This is a genomic window from Streptomyces sp. AK010, assembly GCF_014207295.1.
GTDB lineage: Bacteria > Actinomycetota > Actinomycetes > Streptomycetales > Streptomycetaceae > Streptomyces > Streptomyces massasporeus.
The window spans coordinates 188,237-214,076 of sequence record NZ_JACHCX010000001.1 but is presented as its reverse complement, the minus strand read 5'-3'; the positions used below and the strand labels follow the sequence as shown (position 1 = coordinate 214,076).

The 25,840-nt window shown below is 72.4% G+C and carries 21 protein-coding genes, 1 tRNA gene and 1 pseudogene; 11 read left to right on the top strand and 12 right to left on the bottom strand.

The genetic code is table 11. The features are described 5' to 3' along the window. The first annotated feature begins 15 nt into the window (after positions 1–15). Positions 16–789, top strand: a complete 774-nt coding sequence (locus HDC93_RS00990) for a sulfite exporter TauE/SafE family protein (RefSeq protein ID WP_185006209.1) — start codon at positions 16–18, stop codon at positions 787–789. Here the strand turns inward: HDC93_RS00990 and HDC93_RS00985 are convergent. Further along, positions 775–1,575, bottom strand: coding sequence for an HAD-IIA family hydrolase (locus HDC93_RS00985; RefSeq protein WP_185006207.1), 801 nt, complete (start codon positions 1,573–1,575; stop codon positions 775–777). The two genes, HDC93_RS00990 and HDC93_RS00985, sit on opposite strands and share 15 nt — an antisense overlap. A gap of 218 nt (positions 1,576–1,793) precedes the next feature. Here HDC93_RS00985 and HDC93_RS00980 point away from each other — a divergent pair, with 218 nt between their 5' ends. Next, on the top strand, positions 1,794–2,534 hold the full coding sequence (locus HDC93_RS00980) for a cobalt-precorrin-6A reductase (protein WP_185006205.1): 741 nt from the start codon (positions 1,794–1,796) through the stop codon (positions 2,532–2,534). Between the two features lie 3 nt (positions 2,535–2,537). On the opposite strand, the pseudogene HDC93_RS38005 reads toward HDC93_RS00980, so the two are convergent. The 3 genes and pseudogenes from HDC93_RS38005 to HDC93_RS00970 form a co-directional block, all read right to left on the bottom strand. Further along, positions 2,538–2,947, bottom strand: a pseudogene (locus HDC93_RS38005) (MFS transporter); the annotation flags it as partial. A 105-nt stretch (positions 2,948–3,052) separates the two neighbouring features. Next, the gene (cobF, locus tag HDC93_RS00975; protein ID WP_185006203.1) at positions 3,053–3,823 is read right to left on the bottom strand and encodes a precorrin-6A synthase (deacetylating); all 771 of its coding nucleotides are present in this window, start codon (positions 3,821–3,823) and stop codon (positions 3,053–3,055) included. A gap of 425 nt (positions 3,824–4,248) precedes the next feature. Further along, positions 4,249–4,788: a DUF309 domain-containing protein gene (locus HDC93_RS00970; RefSeq protein ID WP_185006201.1), complete on the bottom strand. Its 540-nt coding sequence runs from the start codon at positions 4,786–4,788 to the stop codon at positions 4,249–4,251. A gap of 99 nt (positions 4,789–4,887) precedes the next feature. Here HDC93_RS00970 and HDC93_RS00965 point away from each other — a divergent pair. The 3 genes from HDC93_RS00965 to HDC93_RS00955 all read left to right on the top strand — a co-directional run bounded on the left by HDC93_RS00965 (position 4,888) and on the right by HDC93_RS00955 (position 6,960). Next, positions 4,888–4,961 (top strand) — tRNA-Pro (locus HDC93_RS00965). A gap of 135 nt (positions 4,962–5,096) precedes the next feature. Further along, positions 5,097–6,080 carry an aldo/keto reductase gene (locus HDC93_RS00960; protein WP_185006199.1) on the top strand — a complete coding sequence of 328 codons (984 nt, stop codon included), beginning with the start codon at positions 5,097–5,099 and terminating at the stop codon, positions 6,078–6,080. A gap of 55 nt (positions 6,081–6,135) precedes the next feature. Beyond that, a complete protein-coding gene (locus tag HDC93_RS00955; RefSeq protein WP_185006197.1) occupies positions 6,136–6,960 on the top strand; it encodes a DUF427 domain-containing protein in 825 nt (274 codons plus the stop codon). Here HDC93_RS00955 and HDC93_RS00950 read toward each other — a convergent pair. Continuing rightward, complete coding sequence (locus tag HDC93_RS00950; RefSeq protein ID WP_185006195.1) at positions 6,926–7,654, bottom strand: TetR/AcrR family transcriptional regulator; 729 nt, start codon at positions 7,652–7,654, stop codon at positions 6,926–6,928. The genes HDC93_RS00955 and HDC93_RS00950 overlap by 35 nt on opposite strands. A 161-nt stretch (positions 7,655–7,815) precedes the next feature. Between HDC93_RS00950 and HDC93_RS00945 the strand changes: the two genes are divergently transcribed. After that, a complete protein-coding gene (locus HDC93_RS00945) occupies positions 7,816–8,886 on the top strand; it encodes a phosphotransferase family protein (protein WP_185006193.1) in 1,071 nt (356 codons plus the stop codon). After that, on the top strand, positions 8,883–9,968 hold the full coding sequence (locus HDC93_RS39200; protein ID WP_185006192.1) for a GNAT family N-acetyltransferase: 1,086 nt from the start codon (positions 8,883–8,885) through the stop codon (positions 9,966–9,968). Before HDC93_RS00945 ends, HDC93_RS39200 begins: the two co-directional genes overlap by 4 nt. A gap of 9 nt (positions 9,969–9,977) precedes the next feature. Here HDC93_RS39200 and HDC93_RS00935 read toward each other — a convergent pair whose 3' ends face one another. Then, a complete protein-coding gene (locus tag HDC93_RS00935; RefSeq protein WP_221516100.1) occupies positions 9,978–10,820 on the bottom strand; it encodes an alkaline phosphatase family protein in 843 nt (280 codons plus the stop codon). Positions 10,821–11,044: 224 nt separating this feature from the next. Here HDC93_RS00935 and HDC93_RS00930 point away from each other — a divergent pair, with 224 nt between their 5' ends. Genes HDC93_RS00930 through HDC93_RS00920 form a run of 3 tightly spaced genes read left to right on the top strand, consistent with a single transcriptional unit; the run spans position 11,045 to position 15,427 of the window. After that, a complete protein-coding gene (locus tag HDC93_RS00930) occupies positions 11,045–12,874 on the top strand; it encodes a glycosyltransferase (protein WP_185006190.1) in 1,830 nt (609 codons plus the stop codon). Continuing rightward, complete coding sequence (locus tag HDC93_RS00925; RefSeq protein WP_260419342.1) at positions 12,871–14,607, top strand: NAD(P)-binding domain-containing protein; 1,737 nt, start codon at positions 12,871–12,873, stop codon at positions 14,605–14,607. The genes HDC93_RS00930 and HDC93_RS00925 overlap by 4 nt, the downstream gene beginning before the upstream one ends. Before the next feature lie 4 nt (positions 14,608–14,611). Further along, entirely contained in the window at positions 14,612–15,427 is an 816-nt protein-coding gene (locus HDC93_RS00920) for a family 16 glycosylhydrolase (protein WP_185006189.1), read from the top strand. Between the two features lie 7 nt (positions 15,428–15,434). On the opposite strand, the gene HDC93_RS00915 is transcribed toward HDC93_RS00920, so the two are convergent. The 5 genes from HDC93_RS00915 to HDC93_RS00895 are packed head-to-tail and all read right to left on the bottom strand — an operon-like array spanning position 15,435 to position 20,696. Continuing rightward, complete coding sequence (locus HDC93_RS00915; protein ID WP_185006188.1) at positions 15,435–16,259, bottom strand: polysaccharide deacetylase family protein; 825 nt, start codon at positions 16,257–16,259, stop codon at positions 15,435–15,437. Further along, entirely contained in the window at positions 16,256–17,236 is a 981-nt protein-coding gene (locus HDC93_RS00910; protein WP_185006187.1) for a glycosyltransferase family 2 protein, read from the bottom strand. The genes HDC93_RS00915 and HDC93_RS00910 overlap by 4 nt, the downstream gene beginning before the upstream one ends. Continuing rightward, positions 17,233–18,603, bottom strand: a complete 1,371-nt coding sequence (locus HDC93_RS00905) for a lipopolysaccharide biosynthesis protein (protein ID WP_185006186.1) — start codon at positions 18,601–18,603, stop codon at positions 17,233–17,235. Before HDC93_RS00905 ends, HDC93_RS00910 begins: the two co-directional genes overlap by 4 nt. Positions 18,604–18,612: 9 nt before the next feature. After that, a complete protein-coding gene (locus HDC93_RS00900; RefSeq protein WP_185006184.1) occupies positions 18,613–19,896 on the bottom strand; it encodes a glycosyltransferase family 2 protein in 1,284 nt (427 codons plus the stop codon). Next, on the bottom strand, positions 19,893–20,696 hold the full coding sequence (locus HDC93_RS00895) for a glycosyltransferase family 2 protein (protein ID WP_185006182.1): 804 nt from the start codon (positions 20,694–20,696) through the stop codon (positions 19,893–19,895). The genes HDC93_RS00900 and HDC93_RS00895 overlap by 4 nt, the downstream gene beginning before the upstream one ends. Before the next feature lie 157 nt (positions 20,697–20,853). On the opposite strand from HDC93_RS00895, the gene HDC93_RS00890 reads away from it, so the two are divergent. After that, a complete protein-coding gene (locus HDC93_RS00890) occupies positions 20,854–22,668 on the top strand; it encodes a glycoside hydrolase family 15 protein (protein WP_185006180.1) in 1,815 nt (604 codons plus the stop codon). Between the two features lie 20 nt (positions 22,669–22,688). On the opposite strand, the gene HDC93_RS00885 is transcribed toward HDC93_RS00890, so the two are convergent. Continuing rightward, positions 22,689–25,835, bottom strand: a complete 3,147-nt coding sequence (locus HDC93_RS00885) for an EAL domain-containing protein (protein WP_311774458.1) — start codon at positions 25,833–25,835, stop codon at positions 22,689–22,691. Between the last annotated feature and the right edge of the window lie 5 nt (positions 25,836–25,840).

The window sequence follows — 25,840 nt, the reverse complement described above, 5'->3', positions numbered from 1 at the left end:
AGCATCAGTGTTCGCATGAACACCATGACGCTCTGGCACATCACCGGCTGGGAGTTCGCCGCCCTCGCCCTCGCGGCCCTGCTCGTCGGCTTCTCCAAGACCGCCGTGAGCGGGGCCAACACGGTCAGCCTCGCCATCTTCGCCGCCGTGCTGCCCGCCCGCGCCTCCACCGGCGTGCTGCTGCCCATCCTGATCGCCGGGGACCTCCTTGCCGTCGTCACCTACCGGCGGCACGCCCACTGGCCCACGCTGTGGCGGCTGTTCCCGGCGGTCGCCGCGGGCGTCGTCGTCGGCACGGTGTTCCTGTTCTGGGCGGACGACGCGATCGTAGGGACCTCGATCGGCGCGATCCTGCTGCTGATGGCGGCCGTGACGGTATGGCGCCGCCGTACGGCCGACAAGGAGGAGGAACCGGAGTCGGTCACCACCCGGTCGGGCCGCCTCAAGGCCCGCTCCTACGGCGTCCTCGGCGGCTTCACCACCATGGTCGCCAACGCGGGCGGCCCCGTGATGTCGATGTACCTCCTCTCCGCCGGCTTCCGCAAGCTCGGCTTCCTCGGCACCTCGGCCTTCTTCTTCCTGATCGTCAACGTCTCCAAGCTGCCCTTCAGCGCGGGCCTCGGCCTGATCGACGGCCGCTCGCTGCTCCTCGACCTGGCGCTCGTGGCGTTCGTCGTGCCCGGCGCGCTGTTCGGCAAGTGGGCCGTGCACAGGATCAACCAGCGGCTGTTCGAGCAGCTCGTCATCGCGGCGACCGTCGTGGGCGGTCTGCAACTACTGCTTCGCTGACCCCCGCAGAAGCGCCGGAAGGTCCGCGAAGGAGTCGATCACGTGGTCGGGCGTGCCGTCGGCGGCCCGCAGCGTCTCCGGCTGGAACTTCCCGGTCCGCACGAGTACGCCGGTGACCCCGGCGCGCTGCGCCGCGAGCACGTCGGACTCGACGTCGTCCCCGACCATCACCGCCTCCTGCGCACCGACGCCCAGCCGGGCGAGCGCCGACGCGAAGAACGCCCGCGCCGGCTTGCCGGTGATCTCGGCCTCCACCCGCGCGGCCCGCTCCAGCCCGGCCAGGAACGCCCCCGAGTCCAGCCGCAGCCCCTCGGCCGTGCGCCAGTACAGGTTGCGGTGCATCGCCACCAGCCGGGCCCCGCGCTGCAGATGGCCGAAGGCCCGGTCGAGCGCCGCGTAGCCGAACGCGGGGCCGGCGCCGCCGACCAGGACGACATCCGGCACGGCCTCGGTGTCACCCGCCTCGACGACGGTGACCCCGTCGAGGTCCTCCGCGATCTCGCCGCTGTTCAGCAGCGCGCAGCGGGCGCCGGGGTGGTGCTCGGCGAGGTACGCGGCGGTGGCGGCGGGCGCGGTCAGGACGTCCTCGGCGGACACCGGGAACCCCGTCTCCGCCAGCGTCCCCGCGATCCAAGCCCGGGTGCGGGAGGTGGTGTTGGTGACCAGCAGAACGCCGAACCCGGCCTCCCGGACCTCCCGCAACGCCTCGACGGCCCCGGGCAACGGCCGCCACGAGACGGTGAGCACCCCGTCGATGTCGATGAGCACGGCACGCACGGACTCCATGCCAGGACGATAACCACGGGGAGCGGCCTTCGCCGGTCGGCACCATCCGTTCCGCTGCCCGCTGCCCGCTGCCCGCCGCCCGCTGCCCACTGCTCGTCGGCTGGTCGGCACCACGCGTCCTGCTGTCCGTCGGCTGGTCGGCACCCCGAGTCCCGCTGCCGTCAGCCGGCCGGCACCCGTCCCGGCACCGCGGCACCCGACCTCGTACGCTCGACGTCGTGTCCCCTCACGTCCTGATCCTTGGCGGCACGGCCGAGGCCCGAGCCCTGGCCGCCGCGCTGTGCGCACGTCCCGGCGTGCGCGTCACGACGTCCCTCGCGGGGCGCGTGGCCAAGCCGGGGGCGCTCGACGGGGAGGTGCGCGTCGGAGGCTTCGGCGGGGCGTCAGGGCTGGCCGATTGGCTGCGGGCGGAGCGGGTGGACGCGCTCGTCGACGCCACGCACCCCTTCGCCGAGTCGATCACGGCCAACGCGGCCCGCGCCGCGGCCGAGACCGGCGTGCCCGCGGTGGTGCTCCGCCGCCCCGGGTGGCGGCCCGGCCCCGGGGACGGGTGGCATTCCGTCCCCTCACTGGACGCGGCCGCGGACCTGCTCCCCAGCCTCGGCCGCCGGGTGCTGCTCACCACCGGGCGCCTCGGCCTGGCCTCCTTCGCCCACCTTTCGAGCCTCCACTTCGTCGTGCGGTCGGTGGATCCCCCCGAGCCGCCGATGCCGCCCGACACCCATCTGCTGCCCGCCCGCGGCCCGTTCACCGTCCCCGGCGAGACGGCCCTGCTGCGCGAGCACCGCATCGACGTCCTGGTGACCAAGGACAGCGGGGGAGCGGCGACGGCTGCCAAACTGACCGCGGCCCGGGCCCTCGGAGTGCCGGTCGTGGTCGTACGGCGGCCGCCGCTGCCGGACGGCGTGACGGCGGTACCGGACGTGGAGGGCGTGCTGGAACGGCTGGGGCTCGGGTAGGGCTCACACCGAGCCGGCCGTGAGGGACTTCTCCGCACTGCGCGGCAGCCCATGGCTCAGGTCCTCCACCAGCAGTCTGCTTCGCGATCGCGTCGACCGCCACGCGCAGATCGCCGTCCGTGGGGCGCCCGATGTCCCGCCCCGGCCGGTCCTCCAGCCAGTCGGCCCAAGCCCGGGTGAGGGCCGCGGCCTCCCGCGCTCCCGCCTCGGTGTGGGACGGCAGGGAGCCGTGGCGGGTCAGGAACCCCTCCTCGACCGTCCGCTCGAAGACCGGCAGCAGCACCTGCGGAGGCAGTCGGCGCCGCGCGGCGATCAGTCCGAGGCTCGCGTGTCCGACCATGCGTGTGAACAGCTCGACCTGCATCACCCGCCCACGCCCCGGCCACGTCGAGCCGGGTGTCGGACTCCAGGACGCCGGTTTCCTCCACGACGGAAACGTCGTCACCTTCACACCTGTGGGCTACGTGCGCATGCCAGAACGGCCGTACGAGTGCCCGGTGATGTGGCTGCCGGTCCCGTCAGTCGCGGGGGTGACGGCGCAACAGATACGTGTCCATGATCCAGCCCTTGCGCTCGCGGGCCTCGGCGCGCAACCGCTCGATGCGGGGGGCGGCCTTTGCGATCGGGCCGGAGACGAGGATCTCGTCCGGAGTGCCGATGTAGGCGCCCCAGTAGATGTCGACGTCCTCCTGCGCGTACTGCCGGAAGGTCTGGTGGGCGTCGAGCATCACCACGACGTCGTCCACGCCCTCCGGGAAGCCCTCCGCCAGCCGCCGGCCGGTGGTGATCTGCACGGGCCGCGCGACCCGGTTGAGGCCCGTGCGGTGCCGGGAGACGAGCGCCGATACGCTGCTGATGCCGGGCACGACGTCGTACTCGAACGCCACCGCGCCCCGCTCCAGCACCTCCTCCAGGATCCCGAGCGTGCTGTCGTACAGCGACGGGTCCCCCCACACCAGGAACGCGCCGGTCTGCTCCTCGCCGAGCTCCTCGGCGATCAGCCGCTCGTAGATGTCGGCACGGGCGCTGCGCCAGTCCCCGACGGCGGGGGAGTAGGCCGAACCACCGGCGCTCCGGTCCCGCTCCGGGTCACGCGCCTCGACGACGCGGTACGTCCCCTCGGGCACATGCGCGTTGAGCATGTCCCGGCGGAGCCCGGTGAGGTCCGCCTTCACCTCGCCCTTCTCCAGGATGAAGAACACGTCCGTGCTCCGCAGTGCCCTGACCGCCTGGAGGGTGAGCTGGTCGGGGTCGCCCGCGCCGATACCGATGACATGAATCTTTCGCACGCCCCGAGTCTGCCGCACGGGGGTGAGGCCGGGTTCACCGCGGTCGGGTCACCGGCCCCCGGCCCGGGGTCCGGCCGGGGTCATCGACCCCCGGTTCGGGGCCCGGCCCTCTCGGTCTTCGCCCCCGGTTCGGGGTCCGGCCGGGGTCATCGACCCCCGGTTCGGGGTCCGGCCCTCTCGGTCTTCGCCCCCGGTTCGGGGTCCGGCCGGGGTCATCGACCCCCGGTTCGGGGCCCGGCCCTCTCGGTCTTCGCCCCCGGCCCGGGGCCGGCCCGGGTCATCGACCCCCGGTTCGCGGTCCGGCCCGGGTCATCGACCCCCGGTTCGGGGCCCGGCCCTCTCCGTCTTCGCCCCCGGCTCGGAGCCGGCCCCCTCCGTCGACCGCCCCCGGCTGAGCCCCCGGGCACCCCGTCATCGGCCCCGGCTCAGCGCCCAGGGCCCCCACCCCGCAGTCGAGGCGCCCGCGCACCCGCGTCCACGGCCCGGCCCTCCCGCTCCACGTCCCCGGCCAGCTCCCGTGCCCAGGCGGCCACGCTCGCCACGTCGATGCCGTGCGGCCGGGGCTGCCCGGACCCGGAGACCCATGCCTCCGCCGCGCCACCGCCGCGCCGGAGCAGCCGCGCCCCGCCCGTCAGATTGCCGCGGGCGGCGTGCGTGAGACCCACGGCGAGCTGCGCGAGACCGCGCCACAGTTCGCGCTCCTCGTCGGGCCCCGACTTCCATGCGTCCTCGAACACCTCGTGCGCGTGGAACGGCTTGCCCTCGTCCAGCAGCCGCTGCGCCTCCGTCACGGTCTCCTCCGGGGTACGGACGACGCCCTCGGGCTGCCGGGGCACGCCGTCCGCGTCGTACGGCAGGGGCCGGCCGAGACCGTCCCGGGGCCGGGCGTTGCGCGCCCGCCCCTCACTGTCGCGATCCCGTGCGTCGCCCGGCCGGCCCGGGCCGGTCTCTCCTGTGCTGCCCATACGGAGATTGTCCCGCCCGGCCCGCTTTCGGCGCGGCCAGGGGTGTGGGGTAAAGTGCTGTTCGCGCGATCACGCGGTTTCACCGCGGGTGGCGCGCACCGGGACGTGGCGCAGCTTGGTAGCGCACTTGACTGGGGGTCAAGGGGTCGCAGGTTCAAATCCTGTCGTCCCGACGGTGTTGAAGGGTCTCGCAGGCCGATGCCTGCGGGGCCCTTTTCGTTGTGCGTCCGCCCTTGACCTCGAGAGCGCTCCAAGCCGTTGACTCCCTCCGTGCCCCGGAACCGGGGACCGACTTCAGGGAGCGACTCATGAAGTACCGCACGATCGGCACGGATCCCGCGACCCGCCGCGAGGTGAGCGTCCTCGCGCTCGGCGCGATGCTCTTCGGCTCGGTGACGGACGAGGTGACGTCCTTCACCCTCCTCGACCATTACGTCGAAGCCGGCGGGAACTTCATCGACACGTCCGACAACTACGCCTTCTGGGCCGACGGCGGCCAGGGCGGCCAGAGCGAGGAACTCCTCGGCCGCTGGCGGCGCAGCCGCGGCATCGGCGACGAGATCGTCATCGCCACCAAGCTCGGCGCCCGCCCGCTGGCCCCCGGCACCAGCTACACCGACAACCCCGAGGGCCTGTCCGCCAAGGTGATCCGCGAGTCCGCCGAGCGCAGCCGGGAACGGCTCGGCCTGGAGAAACTGGACCTGCTGTACGCGCACGTAGAGGACCACACCGTCCCGCTCCAGGAGACCGTCGAGGCCTTCGCCGCCCTGGTCGCCGACGGCACCGTCGGACTGCTCGGCGTGAGCAACCACGCCGTCTGGCGCGTGGAGCGGGCCCGGGCCGTCGCCGCCGCGGCCGGACTGCCCGGCTACGAGGTCCTCCAGTACGCCCACACCCACCTGCGCCCCCGCAGCGATGTCCCCGAGGCCCTGTTCCCGGACGGCAGCCTCGGCCACGCCGGCCCCGACCTGCTCGGCTACCTCAGGGCCGAGCCCGGCCTGACCCTCGTCGCGTACTCGCCGCTGCTGAAGGGCGCCTACACCCGCCCGGAGCGGCTGCCCGCCGACTTCGACCACCCCGGCACCCCGGTCCGGCTGACGGCACTGCGCGACGTGGCCCGGGAGACGGGTGCGACCGTGAACCAGGTCGTGCTGGCCTGGCAGATCGGCGGCGAACTGCCCGTCCTGCCGCTGGCAGGCGTCTCCTCGGTCGCACAGCTGGAGGAGAACCTGGCGGCGGTGGACCTGGAACTGACCCCGGAGCAGCGCGCCCGGCTGGACGCGGCGCACTGAGACCGTGGGACCGTGGAGGGAAACGGCAACCGGACCTCCGGAAGGAGCACCGGCCATGACCACCCACCCGGCCCACCCCGGCGCCCGCTCGATCCGCACCACCCCGGAAGGCCTCATGTGGGAGCCCAGCGAGCGCTGGGTGCGCGGCCGTAAGGGCGACGTCACCGTCGTCGACAGCCGGCACCCGGTGCTCGTCTGGGAGCCCCGCCTTCCCGTGCCGCAGTACGCCTTCCCTCGCGCGGACGTCCGCACTGACCTCCTCCGTCCGGCCAAGAGCCCGCCCACGGGCGCCCACACCGGCTCCCGGGTCTTCTACGACCTCGACGCCGAGGGCGAGGTGCGCGAGAACGCGGCCTGGACCTTCCCCGCCGACGACCTGGTCGGCCACATCTCCTTCGAGTGGTTCCTGCGCACCGACACGGGCCTCGACCACTGGTACGAGGAGGACGAGGAGATCTTCATCCACCCCCGTGACCCGCACCAACGCGTCGACGCGCTGCCGAGCAGCCGCCACGTGCAGGTCGAGATCGACGGGCAGGTCGTCGCGGACAGCCGCGCGCCGGTCCTGCTCTTCGAGACGTCCCTGCCCACCCGGTACTACTTCCCCCGCGAGGACGTCCGCCTCGACCTGTTCGACGAGACCGACCACCACACCGGCTGCCCCTACAAGGGCACCGCCGCCTACTGGTCGTGGCGCGGCGAGGCCGACGTGCCGCCCAACCTCGTGTGGACCTACCCCGAGCCGCTGCCCGCGGTGGCGGTGATCCAGGGGCGTGTCGCCTTCTTCAACGAGGTCGTCGACATCACGGTGGACGGTGAGCGCCTGGAGCGGCCGGACACGCCCTTCAGCCGGATGCTGCGGAGGCGGAGCCGCGCGTGAAGCTGTCGAGCAGGGCGTCAAGACCGGCCGCGAGGCCCTCCGGACCGCCCTGCTCGGCCAAAGCGGCGGCCGTCTCCCGCAGCGTCGGCAGCTCCTTCGCGGACAGCCGGTGCAGTCCGAGACGGAAGGCCGGGTCGGTCTCGTCCGGGTTGTCCACCGTCGGGCGCAGTTCCACGGACACATAGCCCAGCAGCCACGCCGTGAAGGCGCGGAACACGTCGGCCACGGTCGCCTCGTCGAACCCGGCGCCCCGCAGCAGGGTCAGCACCCTTTCGTGATCCCGCAGGACCGCGGCGGGCCTGCGGGCCAGTGGGACCGCCAGCAGACGCGTGGCGAGCAGCGGCACCGCCTGCGGATGCGTGAGGCACACGGCGTGCATCGCACGGGCGATCCGGTGCAGCCCGGCCCGCCAGTCGGGGTCCTCGTCGCCGTCGGCGGCCAGCCGCTCCTCCAGCTCCAGGTACAGCGCCTCCACCAGCCCGTCGAGCAGGGAGTCCTTGCTCGCCGCGTACCGGTAGAGCGCCATGGCCTCCACGCCTAGCTCGGTGCCGAGACGGCGCATGCTCAGGGCGGAGAGGCCCTCACGGTCGACCAGCTCCAGCGCGGTGGCCAGTACCCGTTCCCTGCTCAGTCGGCCGTAGCGGCCGCGGTCGCTGGCGCGACGGGCTTCGCGTGGCCCACGGCCGTTCGCCATGCTGCCTCCTCGGTGTGCGCAAGGACGGAACCGGCGAAGCCGGCCCTTGTACGACGTACACATACACGATCCACGCCGAGTCGCACCTCAGCCGAGCTGCACTGAAGATGAAAAGAGGTGATACAGACTATTTGCGGGCATCTGGCTGAAGGGAGCGCCGGATGACGTTCGCCGAGGGGCTGAGGGGGCTCCTCCCCCTGCGTCCCGCCCCGCTTCTGACGCGTCCTGTCGATGCCCTCGCCGCACGCAGGCTCACAGACTCGCTCGGCGCGCAGGGCGATCCGCACCGGCCCCGGCGGACCTTCTCCGACCTCCTCGTCTTCCGGCTCGACGACGCAGGCGTACCGTCCGCCGTGGTCAAGCACCCCCGCAGCGCACGCGCGATCGCGTCGCTGGCGCACGAGTGCGACGCCGTACGCCGACTGGCCGGGGACGAACGGCTCGGCTCGTGGCGGCTGCTGCTGCCCCTGGTGGAGGAGCGCCGCCTGGAAGGGCCGCTGCCCCTGGTGGTGGAGACCTGTCTGCCCGGCGTGGAGGCCGATGCGCTGATGCGGCGTTCCCCGGAGCTGGCCCGCCGGGTCGCCGAGTCCGCACTCACGACGATCCGTGAGCTGCACCTCGCCACGGGACGGACGGAGGAGGTGACGCCCCACATCGCCGACTGGGTGGAGCCCCGGCTGGCGGTCCTGGCCGAGGAGGTCCGCTGGTGCCGCCGGGGCGAGGGTGCGCGGGCCCTGCCGGCGGTGCGTGAGCAGGTGGAGCGCGCCCTGGCCGGGCGTCGGCTGCTGGTGGCCTGGACGCACGGTGACTTCCACCCGGGAAACGTGCTGTTGACGGAGGGCCGGGGGCCCCTGTCGGGGGTGATCGACTGGGCGGGCGCCGTCCCCGACGGCCCGGCTCTGCTCGACTGTCACACCTTCGTGCTGACCATGCGGCACCAGCTCGCCGGACGGGAATTCGGCGCAGTCGTCACCGACGTGGTGCGGCGTGCCTCCCTCCGGCCCGAGGACAGGCGGCTGCTCGCTGAGGGGAGGGCTCTGGCTCCCGGCCCGGAGGCGGAGACCGCGATCACGTTGCTGGCCTGGCTGTGGCACGTCGCGGGGAATCTCGAGAAGTCGGCCCGGTACGGGCGCAGCCACCGGTGGGTCGCCGACAACGTCGTCTCCGTCCTCGGTGAGGTACTGGCGCACAACAGCCCGCAGAGTCCACGCTCCCGCTGGAGAACGTCGTGAACACACCCGCTGAACTCCTGATCGACACTGCCGCAGGTCCCGCACACGTCACGACCCCGGCCCCCCGCGCCTCCTGGTGGGAACTGGCCGCGCAGGACGCGGACACCAGCGTCACACAGACGCCGACGTGGCTCGACTGCCTGTGCGAGACGGGGCCGTACCGGGATGCCAGCCGTCTCTACGCGTTCGGCGAGGGCGTCCGGATCGTGCTGCCGCTCGTCAGCAGGGGCCGGCGTCCACGACTGCTGGACGTGGAGGAGTCCTGGCCGACCGGCTGGGGGACCGGAGGCCCGGTTGTCCCAGGAGGAGCCGGCTCCGAGCATGCGCGGGCGGTTTTCGAGGACCTGGGGCGCCGGCCGGCTCTGCGGGTCGGCGTGCGCTTCCGGCCGCAGGATGCCGAGACGTGGCAGCGGGCCGCTCCCGGGTATTTCCGGCTGGAGTCTCACCTGACCCAGGTGCTGGATCTTGACGGCGGTTTCGGCGCCGTGTGGCAGCACCGTTTCCATGGCCGGGCCCGGCGTGACATCAAGCGCGCGGAGAAGGCGCACGTCGAGGTTGAGGTGGACCGCACCGGCCGGCTCGTCCCGGTCTTCGAGCAGCTGTACGACCAGTCCATCGAGCGCTGGGCCAGGAAGCAGCACGAGCCGCTGGCTCTGGCCCGGTGGCGCCAGCGGCGGGAGTTCCCCATGGGGCGACTGGCCACCGTGGCCGCCCGGTTCGGCGAGTCCTGTGCGATCTGGGTGGCCTGGCGTGACGGGGAGCCTGCCGCGTCCATCGTCGTCCTGCGGCACGGCCCGTACGCCAAGTACTGGCGGTCGGCCATGAACCGGGACCTGGCCCATCGGACCTGGGCCGTCCCGCTGCTGACCCGGCTGGCCATCGAGGAGGCGTGCGAGACAGGCTGCCAGATCTACGACATGGGCGAGTCCGCCCCGGGCTCCTCCCTGGAGCACTTCAAGGCGGGCTTCGGAGCGGTGGGCCGCCCGTCCCCCCGTTACGCGCGGGAACGGCTGCCCGTCTCCGCGGTCGAGCACGGGCTGCGCACGGCCGTCAAACGCGTGATCCGGTTCCAGGACGCCTGACGGAGCCGGTCAGCCGTCGCCCTTGAAGACGTCCAGGGGTTCGGCCTCGGCGCTGTGGCCGAGCCGGCCGAGGCCGTAGGCGTCCAGAATGGTGCGCAACAACCCGTACAGGTTGTTGGGCTGGTCGTGGTCGCCCGGCTCCACCTGCTCGCCGACCACGACGGTCGGGATGTGGTTGTCCTCGTCCTCGCCGCCCTCGTCCTCGTCCCAGGTGACCACCAGCAGGCTGTTGTTGGTCATGGCCCAGTCCGCGTACGCACCCAGGTTCTTCCGCAGCCAGGTGTCGCCCTGCTTGATTCCGCCGTCGTGCATGTCGTTGTCGAGGTTGGGGATGACGAAGGAGACCTCGGGCAGGTCCGAGAAGTCCTCCGGGAAGTCCGTCCACGGCCGGTTGACGGAGTTCGGCAGGTTGGTGAAGTTCACCCACGGCGTGTGCCTGCGCACGTAGGGCCCGCTGGTGCAGCCCTTGAAGCCGACGCTCGGCAGGCTCTCCGCGTATCCGGTGAACCTCAGGTCGGCCTGCAGCAACTGGGAGGCGAGGTTGCGGGAGGAGAAGTCGTTCGGGCAGTCGTTGTCGACGCCCTGCGTGGAACCGGAGAACAGGGCCAGATAGTTCGGCTGGCTCGGATGGGTGATGGCGAAGAACTTGGTGAGATTGGCGCCCTTGCGGGCCAGTTCGTTGATGAACGGGGCCTCGGGCGAGCCGATGATGTCCTCGTACCCCTGGTTCTCCTCGACGACGATCACGATGTGGTCCGGCCGGGGGCTGCCGCCCTCGTCCGATGAGGTGCAGCCCGCCAGCGGGAGGAGCACCGCCAGAGCGGCGCCGGCGGCGACGAGCGACTTCCGCATGCGGTGCACCGGCCGGAACGGCGTCCTCACTCCTGATGTCACTGCTCTCCCCTGACGGTCGGTTCAGCCGCGCTGCCGGTCGCAGCAAACGGCAGTAACGTAATTTTTAGCACTTATGCCGCATATTGGTCGGCATGGATCGCTGGTGTGTGCCGATGGAGGAAGCGCCACGGATGGCGCCCCCCCGGCCCGGTCGTCGCACCCGCTGTGCGGGAGGCATATCCATGGGCAAGCGTTCGCCGCTGACGATCGGTCAGTGGTCGCCGCGTGCTCCTCTGGAGACGCGGCGACCGGACGGAGCGCCGGCTACGCCGCCGGGCCGGCGGCGTACGACGAGACTGCAGTGGATCGCCCGGGCCGCCCTGCCCGTCGCACTCGTTCTGTGGCTGCTCTCCCTGCGCCACGTGAATCTGAACGCCATGACCGACCTGGGCCTGCTCCAGGTGCTCCCGGTGCTCTTCTGGGTCGCTCTCGGCCTGCTCGCCGTCGGCTTCTGCGTGGCTCTGTCCGACCGGCGGACCCGGGGCGGCTGGTTCGCCGCCTACGTCCTCGGTCTGATCGCGATCCTGCACGCCACCCCGGCGCTGCTCTATCCCACCCTGCGTTACGGATGGGCGTGGAAGCACGTCGCCGTCGTGGACGCCATGATCCGCAACGGCGGCAGCGTGCCCGGCGCGGAGAAACTCGACGTCTACGACCAGTGGCCCGGCTTCTTCCACCTCAACGCCCTGGTGGTGCAGGCCACCGGCCTGGAGTCGTCGCTCGGCTACGCGGTGTGGGCCCCGCCCGTCAACAACGTGCTGCTGCTCGCCCCGCTGCTGCTGGTCTACCGGGCGGTGACCTCGAACCGGAGGCTGATCTGGGGAGCCGTCTGGATCTTCTACTCGTGCTCGTGGGTCGGGCAGGACTACTTCGCGCCCCAGGCGTTCGCGTTCCTGCTCTTCGTCACCCTGATCGCCCTCCTGATGGGGCAGCTGAGGGCCTTCGCCGAGCGGCCACCGGGCGACAAGGCCAGAGTCTGGCCCGTCGGCAGATTCCTGCTCGTCGTGCTGATCATGGGCGTGATCGTCTGCTCGCACCCGCTGACCCCGCTGATGATGGTCAGCGCCCTGGTCGCCCTGTCCCTGCCGCGCCGCAACCGACGGGTACTGCTGCCGGTACTGGGGGCCGGGGTGCTGCTGACCGTGCTCTGGGACGCCACCGTCGCGCGACCCTTCGTCTCGGCCAATCTGAGCGAGTTCGTCGGCGCCCTGCTGAAGCCGGACTCCAACGTGGTCTCCGGGCTGGCGGCCCTGGGCGCCGCCGCGCCCGGGCAGGTACAGGTCTCCTGGATCGACCGGGGCCTGTCCGCCGCCGTGTTCCTGCTGGCGGCCCTCGCCTTCGTCCGGCGCCGCTGGACCCGCCGTACCGGCATGCCGCTGCTCGTCCTGGCCCCCATGCCGCTCCTGGCCGCGAACTCCTACGGCGGCGAGATGATCTTCCGCGCCTACCTGTTCGCACTGCCCGCCGCCGCCCTGCTCATCTCGGCCCTCCTGTTCGAGTCACGAAGACATCCACGGCTGCGCGTGTTCCTGGTCGCCCCGCTGCTGCTGGCGATGCTCGGCGGACTGCTCTTCGGTTACTACGGCAAGGAGTCGGCCAACTACTTCACCAAGGAGGAGGTGGCGGCCACACACTTCGTCACGGCCACCACGCCTCCCGGGTCCCTCATCGTCTCCCTCACGTCGGACGTGCCCGGCCTGGAGATGAACTACGACAAGCATCCGCGGGTCCAGCTCAACGAACAGGACCTCAAGGTCCGCCAGCGGCTCGTCGAGAACCCGATCGAAGGGCTGGACCCGTTCATCGACGGTGCCACCGTGCGCGAACCGGCCTACATCGTGTTGAGCCGCGCCCAGGCCGCCGAGTGCTACCTCAACGGGTCCCTGCCCGCCGACACCATGCAGCGCATGGAAGAGGCGATGTCGAAGACCTGGGGCTTCGTGCGTGTGTTCCGCAATCAGGACGCCGTGGTCTTCCGCTACCAGAACCCCGACGCGGGAGAGGCATCATGACCACCCTCCCCATGATCCTCCCGCCCCGCTGGAGATGGCCGCTGCGCGTCGCACTCGCGCTGTCCGGCTGGCTCGCGCTCGCCGCGACCCTGGCCCTGCCCGACGCCGGCGCCCTGCGCATGCTGGTCGTCTGTACGTTCCTGCTGCTGTGCCCGGGGGCCGCGGCCACACGGTGGGCCAGGCCCACGCCCTGGCACGGCAAGGGCTGGCCGTTCGTCGTGGAGACCGCGTTCCTCGCCCTGCTGTTCAGCCTGTGCCTGGCGGTCCTCGCGGTGGAGCCGTTCTACCTCAGCGAGACCTTCACCACCACGCGCGTGATCATCACCCTCGCGGCCCTGACGTCGCTCCTGGCCCTGCTGCCCACACCGGGCGGTCGACGGCCCGGCGCGCGGCCCACCGACCCTGACGACGCGCCGCCGGCCCCCGGCACCCGGCCCGCCCCGACGACGGACACCCGGGACGAGCCGGGCACCAGGGCACGGACGGCGCCTCGGACCCCGCAGGCGCGGCCGCGCAGCCCCGGCCCGCCGAGCGACCGGGTCACCGTCGCCGTCGTCGGAGCCGGGCCCTACGGCCTGGCCACCGCCTGCCACTTGCAGGCAGCCGGAGTCCCGCTACGGGTCTTCGGGCAGACGATGGAGTCGTGGCGGGCCCACATGCCCGAGGGGATGTTCCTGCAGACCGTCCCGGCCGCCTCGGCGATCGCGACACCGCGGCACGGTCACGCCCTCGCGGACTTCCATGCGGCCCGAGGGCTGGCCGGGGCCGACGACCACCGCCCGGTTCCGCTGGCCGAGTACATCGACTACGGGCGCTGGTTCCAGGAGCACCTGGTGCCCGAACTGGAGCCGTGCCGCGTGCGCCGGATCAGTCCCGCGGAGGGCGGTTTCCGGCTGCTCCTCGACACGGGTGAGGAACTCCTCGCCGCCTCCGTGGTGCTCGCCACCGGTGCGGTGCCCTACGCCTACATCCCCCGGGCGTTGCGGGCGTGCGTCGAGGAAGGGCTCGCTTCGCACACCAGCCGGCACCGGGATCTGCGTCGTTTCGCCGGGGAGCGCGTGGCCGTCTTCGGTGCCGGGCAGTCCGCCCTCGAGTGCGCGACCCTGCTGCACGAGGCCCGGGCCCGGCCCACCATCGTGGCTCGCACGTCGGCCGTGGTTTTCGACCCCCCGCCGCCGAACGGCACGGGCGATCGCCTCCTGCTGCCGGGGCCCGCCTCACCGCTCGGTCGCGGACGCCCGCTGCTGGGCACCGTCAGCAGGGGTGGGGCGGTCTACCGCCGCCTCCCCGCGCCGCTGCGCATGGAGCTGCTGCGCGCCGTACCGCGGCCGTCCGGCGCCTGGTGGCTGAAGGAGAGGGCGGCCGGCCAGTTCCCTGTGCTGTGCGGCCGCACGCTGGTCGCCGCCGAGCCGGGGTACGGGGTGGTCCGGCTGCGGCTGCTCGACGAGCACGGCTGGCCGGAGGACATCGTGGTCGACCACGTCCTGGCCGCCACCGGCTACCGGGTCGACATTCGTCGCCTGGACGTCCTCGATCCGGGTCTGAGGCAGTCGCTGCGGGTCTTCGCCGGCGCGCCGGTACTGACCGCCGGGTTCGAGTCCTCCACGCCCGGCCTCTACTTCACCGGCCTCGCGGCGGCTCCGAGTTTCGGGCCACTGCTGCGGTTCGTCACCGGCACCGGTTTCGCTGCCCGCCGTCTCACCGCCGCCGTGACGGCCGGAAAGCGGCGGTAGCCCCGTGCGCGCGCGACGGCTGCGCCCCGCCCTGGCCGCCTTGGCACTGGTGCTGGCGGTGGGCTGCGGCGCCACCGAGCCGGACGTGCCGCGGCCCGGACCGGTGCCGCAGGACTGGAAGATGACGTTCCACGACGAGTTCGACGGCTCGGAACTAGACACCGACCGATGGGCCACCTGCTACGACTGGAACCAGGACGGCTGCACCAACAGCGGCAACGACGAGGAGCAGTGGTACCTGCCCGGCCAGGTGTCCGTCCGCGACGGCCTGCTCAGCCTGAACGCCGAGCGGCGCGAGACACGGGGCAGCGACGACAAGACCTACCCCTGGCGGTCCGGCATGATCTCGACCGGCCGGGACGACTGGTACGGCGACCCCCGGCATGTCTTCACCTACGGATATTTCGAGGCGTCGATCCGCATCCCCGAACAGGCGGGCATGTTCCCGGCGTTCTGGATGATGCCGGCGTCCAAGTTCACGCCCCCGGAGCTCGACATCATGGAGTTCCTCGGCGGCACCGATCGGGTCTTCATGTACACGCACTGGCGTGGCCCGGACGGCGACCAGAGGGCCCGCGGCACCTACGGGCCCGTCCCGTTCGCCGAGGAGCAGCATGTCTACGGCATGCTCTGGACCCCCGACGAGGTGAGCTGGTACGTCGACGGGGTCGAGCGCTTCCGGGTCACCGAGCCCGAGCGGGTGCCGCACGTGCCCATGGAGGTGCTGGTCAATCTCGCCGTCGGAGTGCCGCAATCGCCGCCCGGGTCAGTGGACTCGGCCCGGATGACGGTGGACTGGGTGCGTGTCTGGCAGGAGTGACGGGTCGTCAGCGGGCGGGTGTGGGCAGCGACGGGTAGGGGTGGTCGATGCCGGCCCGCAGCCGCCGGTAGCCTCGCCAGGCCATGGTCCTGGCCCGCTCGGGAAACGGGGCCACGGGCGCGCCCGAGCCCTGTGCCCAGGCCAGGAAGCGACTCCGGGTGGTGTCGGCGCGCACCAACAGCCGGGCGATGCGCAGAGGCTCGTCCGCGCCGGAGCTGAAGCCGTACCGGACGGCCGTCGCCGAGGTCCAGCCCGCCTCGTCCACCAGCCGGCGGACCGCGCGGCTGGAATAGCCATGGGGGTAGGCGAAGGCATCGACGCGATGCCCCAGGGCGTCCTCGAGCCGGACCTTGCAGCCCCGTATCTCCTCCTGGGCGGACTGCCGGGACAGAGCGTCCAGTTGGGGATGGGACCGGGTGTGCCCGCCGATCTCGACGAACGGGTCCAGCTCCCGCACTTGACGCCAGGTCAGCATCGGGGCGGGAGGGAGGAGGCTGCCGTGTTCCGGTGGCCAGGACAGGCCGCCCAGCGCGCCCGTGGTGACGTAGAGGGTCGAGGGAAGGCCCCGGGCGGCGAGCAGCGGCATCACGGTGGAGTGGAAGTCGGCGAAACCGTCGTCGAAGGTGAGCACCGCCGACCGGGGCGGCAGCGGTGGTCCGCCGCGCAACGAGGCGACCAGACGCCGCAGCGGGACGACGTCGAGCCCGTTGTCCGCGAGCAGGTCGAGTTGCTCGGTGAAGACCCGCGGGTTCACCGTGAACGGTGCGATCCACGGGGGCGGGTCCGCGGAGACCGAGTGGTACAGGAACACGGGGACGGGCTGGTACGTCATGCCGGGCGCTCCCTCGCAGGTGTGTGCCGGGCCGGTGCCGTGCCGGCGGGGGACGTGGTGCGCCTGGCCCGGAGCGAGCCCACGGCGTAGCCCGCGACGGTGGCGCCGACCCCGAGGGTCAGGGCGAGGACCGTGTGTGCCGGGGCGGGACGGCCGCGCCGCAGGGCCTCGCGGTAGGCGTGCGGGATGGTCGAGGTGAGGTACGTACGCTCGCTGGACAACGCTGCCGCGCCCTCGCTGCAGCGGGCGACCAGCGCTTTGGAGAGTCCCTCGGCGTAGCAGCGCGCGCGGAAGTACGACCAGGTGGCGCGGGTGGCGGGGACGCGATGCCGGACGGCGGCCGAGGGGTCGTAGAGCAGCAGGGCATCCGGGCGGCGGGAGCTGATGCGCAGGCACAGTTCGGTCTCCTCGCAGCCCAGGGGCCGGGTGCCCACCCGCCCCAGGTCGGTGCGGAAACCGCCGGCCGCGCGGAGCTCCTCCTTACGGAAGGACATGTTGGCGCCGATGAAGTTGCGGATCGGCGCGGGCTCCTCGGGCAGACCGCGGTACGAGCAGCCGACCACCCAGTCGAACTCCGGCGGGAACCAGGCCGGCCGATCCGTTTCCCACCAGGGGACGACGAGCCCGCCGACACCGGCGACCCGCGGGTCGCGGTAGTCGGCCAGGAGGCGGGCCGCCCACGACGGATGGGCCGTCGCGTCGTCGTCGAGGAACGCCACCACGTCCCCGACGGCCGCCTCCACTCCGGTGTTCCGGGCACCGGACAGGCCCTTGCGATGGCGGTTGGGCAGCACGCGGATGCCGTGCAGCATGCGGGTGGCGAGCCGCTGGAGTTCCGGGCAGTGGTCGATGACCAGCACGACGTCGTCCGGCGGACGGCGCTGGGACTGGACCGAGGTGATGGCCGCCTGGAGATCCTCCCAGCGGTCCAGCGTGTAGGCGCACACGACGACCGAGAGGCTCGGTGCGGTGTTCATGACGTTCTCCCGGAACTCGGGGCCTTCTCCCGGGAACCGGAAGTCAGCCAGCGGGACCGCCGGATCAGCAGGGGTGTGGCGATCAGGCACTCCGCCGCCAGCCACGCGACACCCGCGCCCGCCACCCCGAACACCGGCAGCAGCACATGCACCAGACCCAGCACCAGCACGCACAGGGCGATCTGCAGCCCGACCACCAGGCGCATGCGACGGCGGGCCCGCAGCACGTCCACGGCCACGCTGAACACCAGGTTGGGCAGCGCGGACAGAGCCAGCAGACGCAGCAGGGTGGTGCCGTGCTCGGCGTAGCCGGGTCCGAAGAGCCGGAGGATCCAGGGAGCCCCGGCGACGATCACGGCGACGCCCGTGGCCAGCAGCATGCCGGAGTGACGCAGCACCCGCAGCCCGTGCTCGGTGAGCTGTTCAGGCCGGCGCACCACCTCGACGACCAACGAGCTGCCCATGTTGCGCACCACCAGGAACAGCACGTAGCCGATGATCCAGGCGAGCGAGAAGTAGGCGCTCTGCTCCGCCCCGAGAACGTTCAGCACCATCAGGGGCACGAGGGTGTAGGCGGCCATCCGGAACAGTGAGCCCGTGTAGTCCGCCGCCGCGTAGCTCATGAGCCGCGGCGGGCGCACGGCCTCGGGGTTCTCCCGCTCGTGGCGCGGCACCGCCCTCCGCAGCAGCAGGTAGTTGGCCACGAGGAGGGAGATCAGCAGGCCGCCCGCCCAGGACAGCAGGATCCCCGTCTTCAGGGCCAGGGCGGCACCGCCGGCCAGCAGCGCGATCTTGACGAAGGCGAAGACCATGTTCTCCGCCACCACCCAGCCCGGGCGGCGCATCGCGGTGAGCGCGCCGTCCTGGAGGACGAAGATGGTGTAGGCGGCGGTCGCCGCAACGAACCAGACCGCGACCAGGGGGTCCCGCAGGAAGGCCAGGTCGGGTGAGAGGGCGGGCACGAGGAGGACGAAGAGGAGGCAGACCAGGGCGCTCCACGTGGCGGTCACCGCGTAGCAGGTGAGCAGCAGCTTGCGGGTCTGCCGTCCGGAGCACGGCAGGAACCGGATCAGGAAGTCGTTCAGGTTGAGCTGGCCGATGTTGGCCAGCAGCAGCGACGCGGACAGCGCCGAGTAGCTGACGCCCACGACCTCGTCGTCGTACCAGTGGGTGGCGAACAGCCAGAAGATCGCGCCGACTCCGGCGTTGACCAGGGAACTGACCGCCAGCAGATGGCCGTTGCGCACCAGGGGCTCGTTGGGCAGGACCCGGGCGATGCCCGTGCGCACCACTGTGGGCAGGGACCGCCCCCGGCCGGACATGCCCGTGGCCTCGGGCATGTCGACTGTTTCCTGGGACACGGTCACGGCCTCTCCTCAGACCGGCCCGCGGCCGGTGCGGTTCCGGCGGCGGCTGCGCAGATATCCGATGGGCCCGTACAGCAGGCCGCACAGCTCCAGGCGGGCGAGCCGTCGTGACCGGGCGCTGCCCGACCCCACCTTGCGGTGTGTCTGGGCCACGGCGTACCGCAGGCCCCGGGGCAACCTGCGCAGGAGCGCCGGGATCAGCCGGGGGTCGCGTGCCAGGGCGCCGGTGAGGTAGGCGCCGAGACCGGCCCCGTAGCCGAACGCCTGGGTGTCCAGGGCGTCCTGAGTACGGCGGTGGCGGTGCCAGACGATCGCGCCGGGCTGGTAGGCCAGGGTGTGACCGGCCGTCAGGACCCGGAAGAAGGCGAGCAGGTCGTCGCCGCCGTGGGCCGGGGTCCCGGTGCCCGTGGCCGGGTCGAAGCCGCCCAGCGCGCGCAGCGGGCCGACCCGGAACGCCATGTTGGTGCCCGACCCGAAACGTCCCGCCGTGAAGGGGAACAGCGGGTCGTGCGGCGGGTGGCGCAGGGACCATGTGCGCGGCGCGAACCCCTTCGCGAAGCCGCCGTGCCGTTCCAGGGCCGCCTGGGCCGCGGTCTCCAGCTCGGCCGGGACGATGAGCCCCGTCACGCAGACGACGCCGCGGCCCCGGGCGAAGCCCTCGGCGAGTGCGGCGAGCCAGCCGGGGTCGGCCAGGGCGTCGTCGTCGGTGAAGGCGGCGATCTCACCGCGGGCGAGGGCGAGGCCCCGGTTGTGTGCGTGGGCCAGGCCGGCTCTCGGTTCCCGGACGTAGCGGACCCGGCCCCCGTAGACGTCGCCGACCAGCTGCTCGGCGGCATCGTCCGCCGGGGCGTTGTCCACGACGATCACCTCGAAGCGCGGGTACCCCATCCGCAGCAGGGAGTCCAGGCACTCCCGCAGCATCCCGGGCCGGTTGTGCGTCGCGACGATCACGCTGATCGACGGCTGGACGTACGAGGGGGCATGAGCAGGGATTCCCGCGCGCGGAAGCGGGAACCCCCGGCGGGCCGTGGCGGCGAGGGACCGCCACAGTTCCTCGGGTGTGCCGCCCTGGTGGCGGCCCGCCCTGACCAGACCCAGCGGGCGGCCGCGCAGCCGCACGAGGGCCAGCACCGGTGCCGTCGGTCGCACCGGGGCCGGGCCCGCGGGCGGACGGAATTCGTACGGCCGCGTCAGATCGATGTCGACGACCCGGACCGCCGCGTACCCGGAATCGCCCGGACCGGCGTCCGCGACAAGGGGGCGTGTGATGGCCGGGCGCCGCGCGATGCTCATGCCGCGTTCCCTCCGGCACGCGCGGCGGAGCGGGCGCCGGGCCGTTCGGACAACAGCGTGCGCAGCACCCGGCGGCCGTCGGAGACGGCGTGCAGATTGGAACGCCCGCTGCGGCGGGGCAGTTCGAGACTCGGGACCTCGGCGATGCGCAGTCCCGAGCGCAGCGCATGGGCGATCATCTCGGTCTCGATCTCGAATCCGGAGGAGTGCAGGTCGAGGTCGTCAAGGAAGTCGCGGCGGAAGGCGCAGAACCCGTAGCAGAGGTCGGTCAGTCTGGTGTCGTAGAGGTGGTTCACGGCTGCCAGCAGCACCTGGTTGCCGAGCCGCCGGATGCGGGTGATGTCCAGGGAGCCGCCGCCCGCGATGAAACGCGAGCCCTTGACGAAATCGAAGCCGTTGTCGAGGAAGTGCAGGTAGTGCGGGATTTCCCCCGGAAGCATGCTGCCGTCGGCGTCCATCATCACGATGTGGTCGCCGGTCGCCGAGAGGAAGCCGGTGCGCAGGGCGTTGCCCTTGCCCGGGCCGCTCTGCTCGACATGGCGGACGGTCGGCAGGCACCGGGTCGCCATGTGCACCGTGCAGTCGACGGAGTCGCCGTCCACCAGGATGACCTCGTCGACGCAGTCCGGAATCTGCTCGAAGACCCAGGGGATGTTGCGGGCCTCGTTGCGGGCGGGGACGACCAGGCTCACGGTGGCCCGGGGCGGGGGGCGGTCTCCGGCCCGGCGCATGGGGTGCGCGGAACCGTTGGTGTGGGCGTGTGAGGTGGGGAGCTCGGGGAGCTGGTGCGTGTGGTTCATGGTGCCGATATCTCCGCTGCGGCGCCGTGACGATGACGCCATATATTTACGGTGTATATGTACATCTTGCCCTATTCATCCCTGAGGTCAAGGGCGGTCCCGGTTCGAGCGGCGTATCGTAAGAAGTGGCAAAGTGCACAACGGCGTAGTCCCGATCATGAATGCACCCATCGAGGATTACGCCCTCATCAGCGACCTGGAGACGGCCGCCATGGTCGGCCGGGACGGGTCGGTCGACTGGCTCTGTCTGCCCCGCTTCGACTCCCCGGCCTGCCTGGCGGCTCTGCTGGGCACCGAGGACAACGGGCGCTGGCGTCTCGCCCCCGTGTCCGGCGGCCGGTGCACTCACCGCTCCTACCTGCCCGACACGCTGGTCCTGGACTCCGTCTGGGAGACCCCCACGGGCGCGGTGCGGGTCACGGACCTCATGCCTCCGCGTGCCGACGGGCCCTGCATCGTCCGCCTGGTCGAGGGCCTGTCCGGCACGGTGGACCTGCGCAGCGAACTGCGCCTGCGCTTCCACCAGGGCCGCGTCGTGCCCTGGGTCCGGGACGTCGGCCACTGCACCGTCGCGGTCGCCGGCCCGGACGCCGTCTGGCTCGGCTGCGACGGGCATGTCCGCGACCGGGGCGACGAGGACGCCACCGTCTGGGAGTTCACCGTGACGGCCGGGCGCCGGATCGCCCTCACGCTGGGGTGGACGCCGTCGTACCGGTCCGCGCCCCCTTCGCCCCTGTCCGTCCCGGCGGAGACCGTCCAGAAGGAGACCACCGACTTCTGGCGGCGCTGGGCCGTCCGGTGCCGCTACCAGGGCCCGTGGCGGGACGCCGTGGTGCGTTCCCTCATCACCCTCAAGGCCCTCACCTACGCCCCCACTGGCGGCGTCGTCGCAGCCCCCACCACCTCCCTGCCCGGCTGTATCGGCGGCCAGAACAACTGGGACTACCGGTTCTGCTGGCTGCGCGACTCCTCACGGACCCTGTCCTGCCTGCTGCGCAGCGGCTACCGGGACGAGGCCTCGGCCTGGTTGGACTGGCTGGTGCGGGCCGTCGCCGGCGACCCCGCCGATCTCCAGACCGTCTACGGCGTCAAGGGGCAGCGGCTGCTGCCGGAGACCGAGGCGCCCTGGCTGCCCGGCTACGAGGACTCGCGGCCCGTGCGGTTCGGCACCTCGGCGGTGAGCACCTTCCAGCTGGACGTCTACGGCGAGGTCATGGACACACTGTGGCTGTCGCTGCGCGCCGGGATCCCGATGCCCGCCCATGTGTGGGACCTGGTCGAGTCCCTCATGGGCTTTCTGCTGCGGCACTGGCGCGAACCGGACCAGGGGTTGTGGCAGGAGCGCGGGGCGCGCCGGCAGTTCGTGCACTCCAAGGTCATGACGTGGGTGGCCGCCGACCGCGCCGTGCGCATGGGCGAGCTGCTCGGGCGCAACGGCTCCTCCGGCGAGTGGCGGGCCATGGGGGACGAGGTGCACCGGGAGGTCTGCCGGGAGGGCTGGGACACCGCGCAGGGCTCCTTCGTGCAGTCCTACGGCGCACCCGGTTTGGACGCCTCGGCGCTGCTCATCCCCCGGGTCGGGTTCCTGCCCGCCCACGACGAACGGGTGCGCGGCACCGTGCGGGCCCTGGCCCGCCTCGGGCGCGGCGGCTTCGTCCGCCGCTGCACCGCGGACGGCACCCTGCCCGAGGCCGCGGACGGCGCCGAGGGCACGTTCGTGTCCTGCTCCCTGTGGTACGCCGACGCCCTCGCCGCCACGGGGCACCGGCAGCAGGCCCGGGAGGCCTTCGAACGGGTCCTCGCCGTCCGTAACGACGTCGGACTGCTGGCCGAGCAGTGGGACCCGGACGCGGGCCGCCAGCTGGGCAACGCGCCCAAGGCGTTCAGCCATGTCGCGCTGGTGGAGACGGCGTTCGGCCTGTCGGCGGCTTCCGATTGGAATCGCCCGGGCCCCGGAGCCGGCCGTCGCTGAAGCCGTGCCCGGGCGGACTCTCAGCCCTTCTTCCGGCCGCCGTTGTTGCGCTCCCGCAGCACCGCCTCGCCCTGCTCCACCGTCATCGGCCGGGCGAAGAGGAAGCCCTGTCCGTACCGGCAGCCGATGGCCGCCAGCAGTTCCCGCTGCGGCTGGTCCTCGATGCCCTCGGCGATCACCTGCAGGCCGAGCGTGTCGGCGAGATGCACGATGCCCTCCACCAGGGCGACCTGCTGGGGGTCGTGCGGGATGCCGTCGATGAAGGACTTGTCGATCTTGAGCACGTCGATGGGGAAGTCCCGGAGGTAGCGCAGCGAGGAGAACCCGGTGCCGAAGTCGTCGACCGCGATGCGCACCCCGCGGTCCTTCAGTGCCTGGATCTGCGCGTCGATCTGCTCGGTCCGCTGCATGAGCACCGACTCGGTGAGTTCCAGCTGGAGGGTGCCCGGGGCGAGGCCCGTGGTGTCCAGAGCCGTGCACACCTCGTCCAAAAAGTTGGTGTCCCGCCACTGCCGCGTGGACACGTTGACGCTGAGGTAGGGCGGGTCGAACTGCGGCGTGCGGTGCTGGAGCCGGGCCATGTCGGCGGTGGATCTGCGCAGCACCCACGCGCCGAGGGTCGAGATGTGCCCCGTCTCCTCGGCGAGCGGGATGAACTGGCCCGGCGGAACCGGATCGGGCCCCAGTTCGGGCCATCGGGCCAGGGCCTCGAAGCCCACTACGCGGCCCTCGGCGATGTCCACCACGGGCTGGTAGCACAGCCCGAACTCCTCCTTGCGGATGGCCTGGTCAAGCCGGACCTGCAACGCGTGGCGCTCCACGACGCGGATCCGCTGCTGGGGCTGGAACCGGCGCCAGGTGCGCTTGCCGGACGCCTTGGCGGCGTAGAGGGCCAGGTCGGCGAGTGTGAGCAGTTCTCCCGCGTCCGTGCTGTCCTGTGCCGTGGCCACGCCCACGCTGGCCGAGACGCTCACCGACTCCACCGCCAGGTGGAACGGCCGGCTGAGCGTCCGGACCACGTGCGCGGCCAGCACCTCGGCGTCGATGGGCTCCTCAGCGTCCTCGATCAGCACGGCGAACTCGTCGCCGCCGAGCCGGGCGGCGGTGTCGGTGCGCCGCAGCGTCCCCGACAGGCGCTCGGCCACGGCACACAGCAACCGGTCACCGACCGAGTGACCGAGTGTGTCGTTGACGATCTTGAAGTCGTCCAGGTCGATGAAGAGCAGACAGGTGGTCGTCGACTCCCGGTGGCCCCGGCGCAGTGCACGTCCGGTCCGCTCCAGCAGCAGCGTGCGGTTGGGCAGGCCGGTGAGGGAGTCGTGGAAGGCCCGCTGGGTGAGTTCGTGCTCCAGCTGCCGTTGCTCGGTGATGTCCCGCAGGGTGACGACCAGACCGCCCACGGTCGGGTCGTGCCGCAGGTCCCGGCAGCGCACCTCCACCTCGATGTGGACCGTGTCCCGGGGCACCCGCCAGTGGTCGTGGGCTTCCTGCCGCCCGTCGCCGTGCACGGCCTTCAGCGTGCGCACGACCCGGTCCCGCTCCTGGGCTTCCACCAGATCGGGCAGCGGTGTCCCCGTGAGTTCGGTGCGGCCGAACACGGTCGGCGCGGAGGGGCTGGCGTAGCGGACGGTGGTGTCGTTGTTGACGATGAGGATGACGTCCGAGGCGTTGTGCACCAGGGTGCGGAAGTAGGCCTCGCTCTCCTTGCGGATGACCTCCCGACGCAGCGCGATGCGTTCCGTCGTGAGACCGGCGTGTGAGGCGAGCAGCTCCAAAGACCCGCGCATCTCGGCGAGTTGCCGCTCGGATCCGGCCGCCAGCAGTGCTCCCGGGAGCTCGCCGCCGGCCGGCTGCTCGGGCTGGACCATGGGGCAGAGGAGCGCGGTCGGCAGCTTGCCGAGCCGGGCGGCGAGCTCCGGCCCCAGCGCGGCGGTCGGGACGATGACCGTGCGGCTGCGGGCCGCCGCGGGATCCCCGTGCTCCGCGGGACCGTCGTCGCCGGTCCAGGCGGGGCAGCGCTCCAGCCGGGCGTACAGCTCCCGGGCCTCGCCGGCCGACAGCAGAAGTGCCACGTGCCGGCCCTGCGGTCCGAACAGGGACGTGACCGCGGTGTCACAGGCCCGCGCGATCTCCTCCGGCCAGACGGCCCCCATCAAGGAGGCGGCCGCGGTGCGCAGGGCCAGTTCCCGCGTCATGGCCCTGCGATGCGCGACGACCATCAGGGCGAGCCGGAAGATCACCAGCAGGAACAGCGCGCCGGAGAACGCGGCCAGCACCGTCGCGTCGTAGTCCAGGCCGTCGCTCTCCTCATGAGCGAGGATCGCGGGCGGGATCAGGGTCGCGGTGGCGAGCAGCAGCAGCCGGCGCCGGGGTGGCAGCAGGGACTGGGCCGACGAGTCCGGGGCGGCCAGCCGGGCCATCGAGGGGTGCAGCGCGGCCAGGCCCCAGGCGGTGCAGAACGCGATGCCCCCGAAGGCGGGCAGCATGGCCGTCTGCCAGGCGCCGGTGAGCCGGAGACCGCTGTGGGCGATCTCGAGGCCGAGCAAGGTGACAGCCCCCACGACGAGCAATAGGGCAGCCCGGCTGACGCCGGGGGAGGGGCACCGCGCGAGCAGCCGGACCACCAGGGCCAGCACCAGGATGCCCCCGAGCAGACAGGCGACACTGATCGCGCGCTGCTGCCAGGTCAGCCCCTCCGCCCGGGCCAGCGGCTGCACCAGATAGACCCACACCGGCAGCGCGAGCCCGCCGGTGATGACCAGGCCGTCGAGCAGTCCGGGCAGGTCACGGCCCGTCCAGCGGTAGCGCAGCAGACCGGACAGGCCCAGGGCGATCAGCGGATACACGGCGAGGTGGCAGGCGTCCGCCCAGGACGGGAACGGGTGCGGCGCCAAGACGTAGGCTTCCCGCGCCTGGGCGAAGGTGCCGCCCGCGGTGAAGGCCAGCAGCCCGGCGGCGAGGAACAGCCACGGGCGGGCCCGAGGGGGGTGGTGGACCCGCACTCCGGTCAGGACGGCCGCGACGCCCGCCAGCCCGAGGAGGGCCCACAGCGGCGTGCGCAGCACGGGAACGGACAGGTACGCAACGGTCAGGACCCCGGCCGACGCGACGTAGCCGGCCGACAGGCGTCGGGCCGGGCCGCCTCTGCCGCTCGGCGGGGGCCGCACGGCGG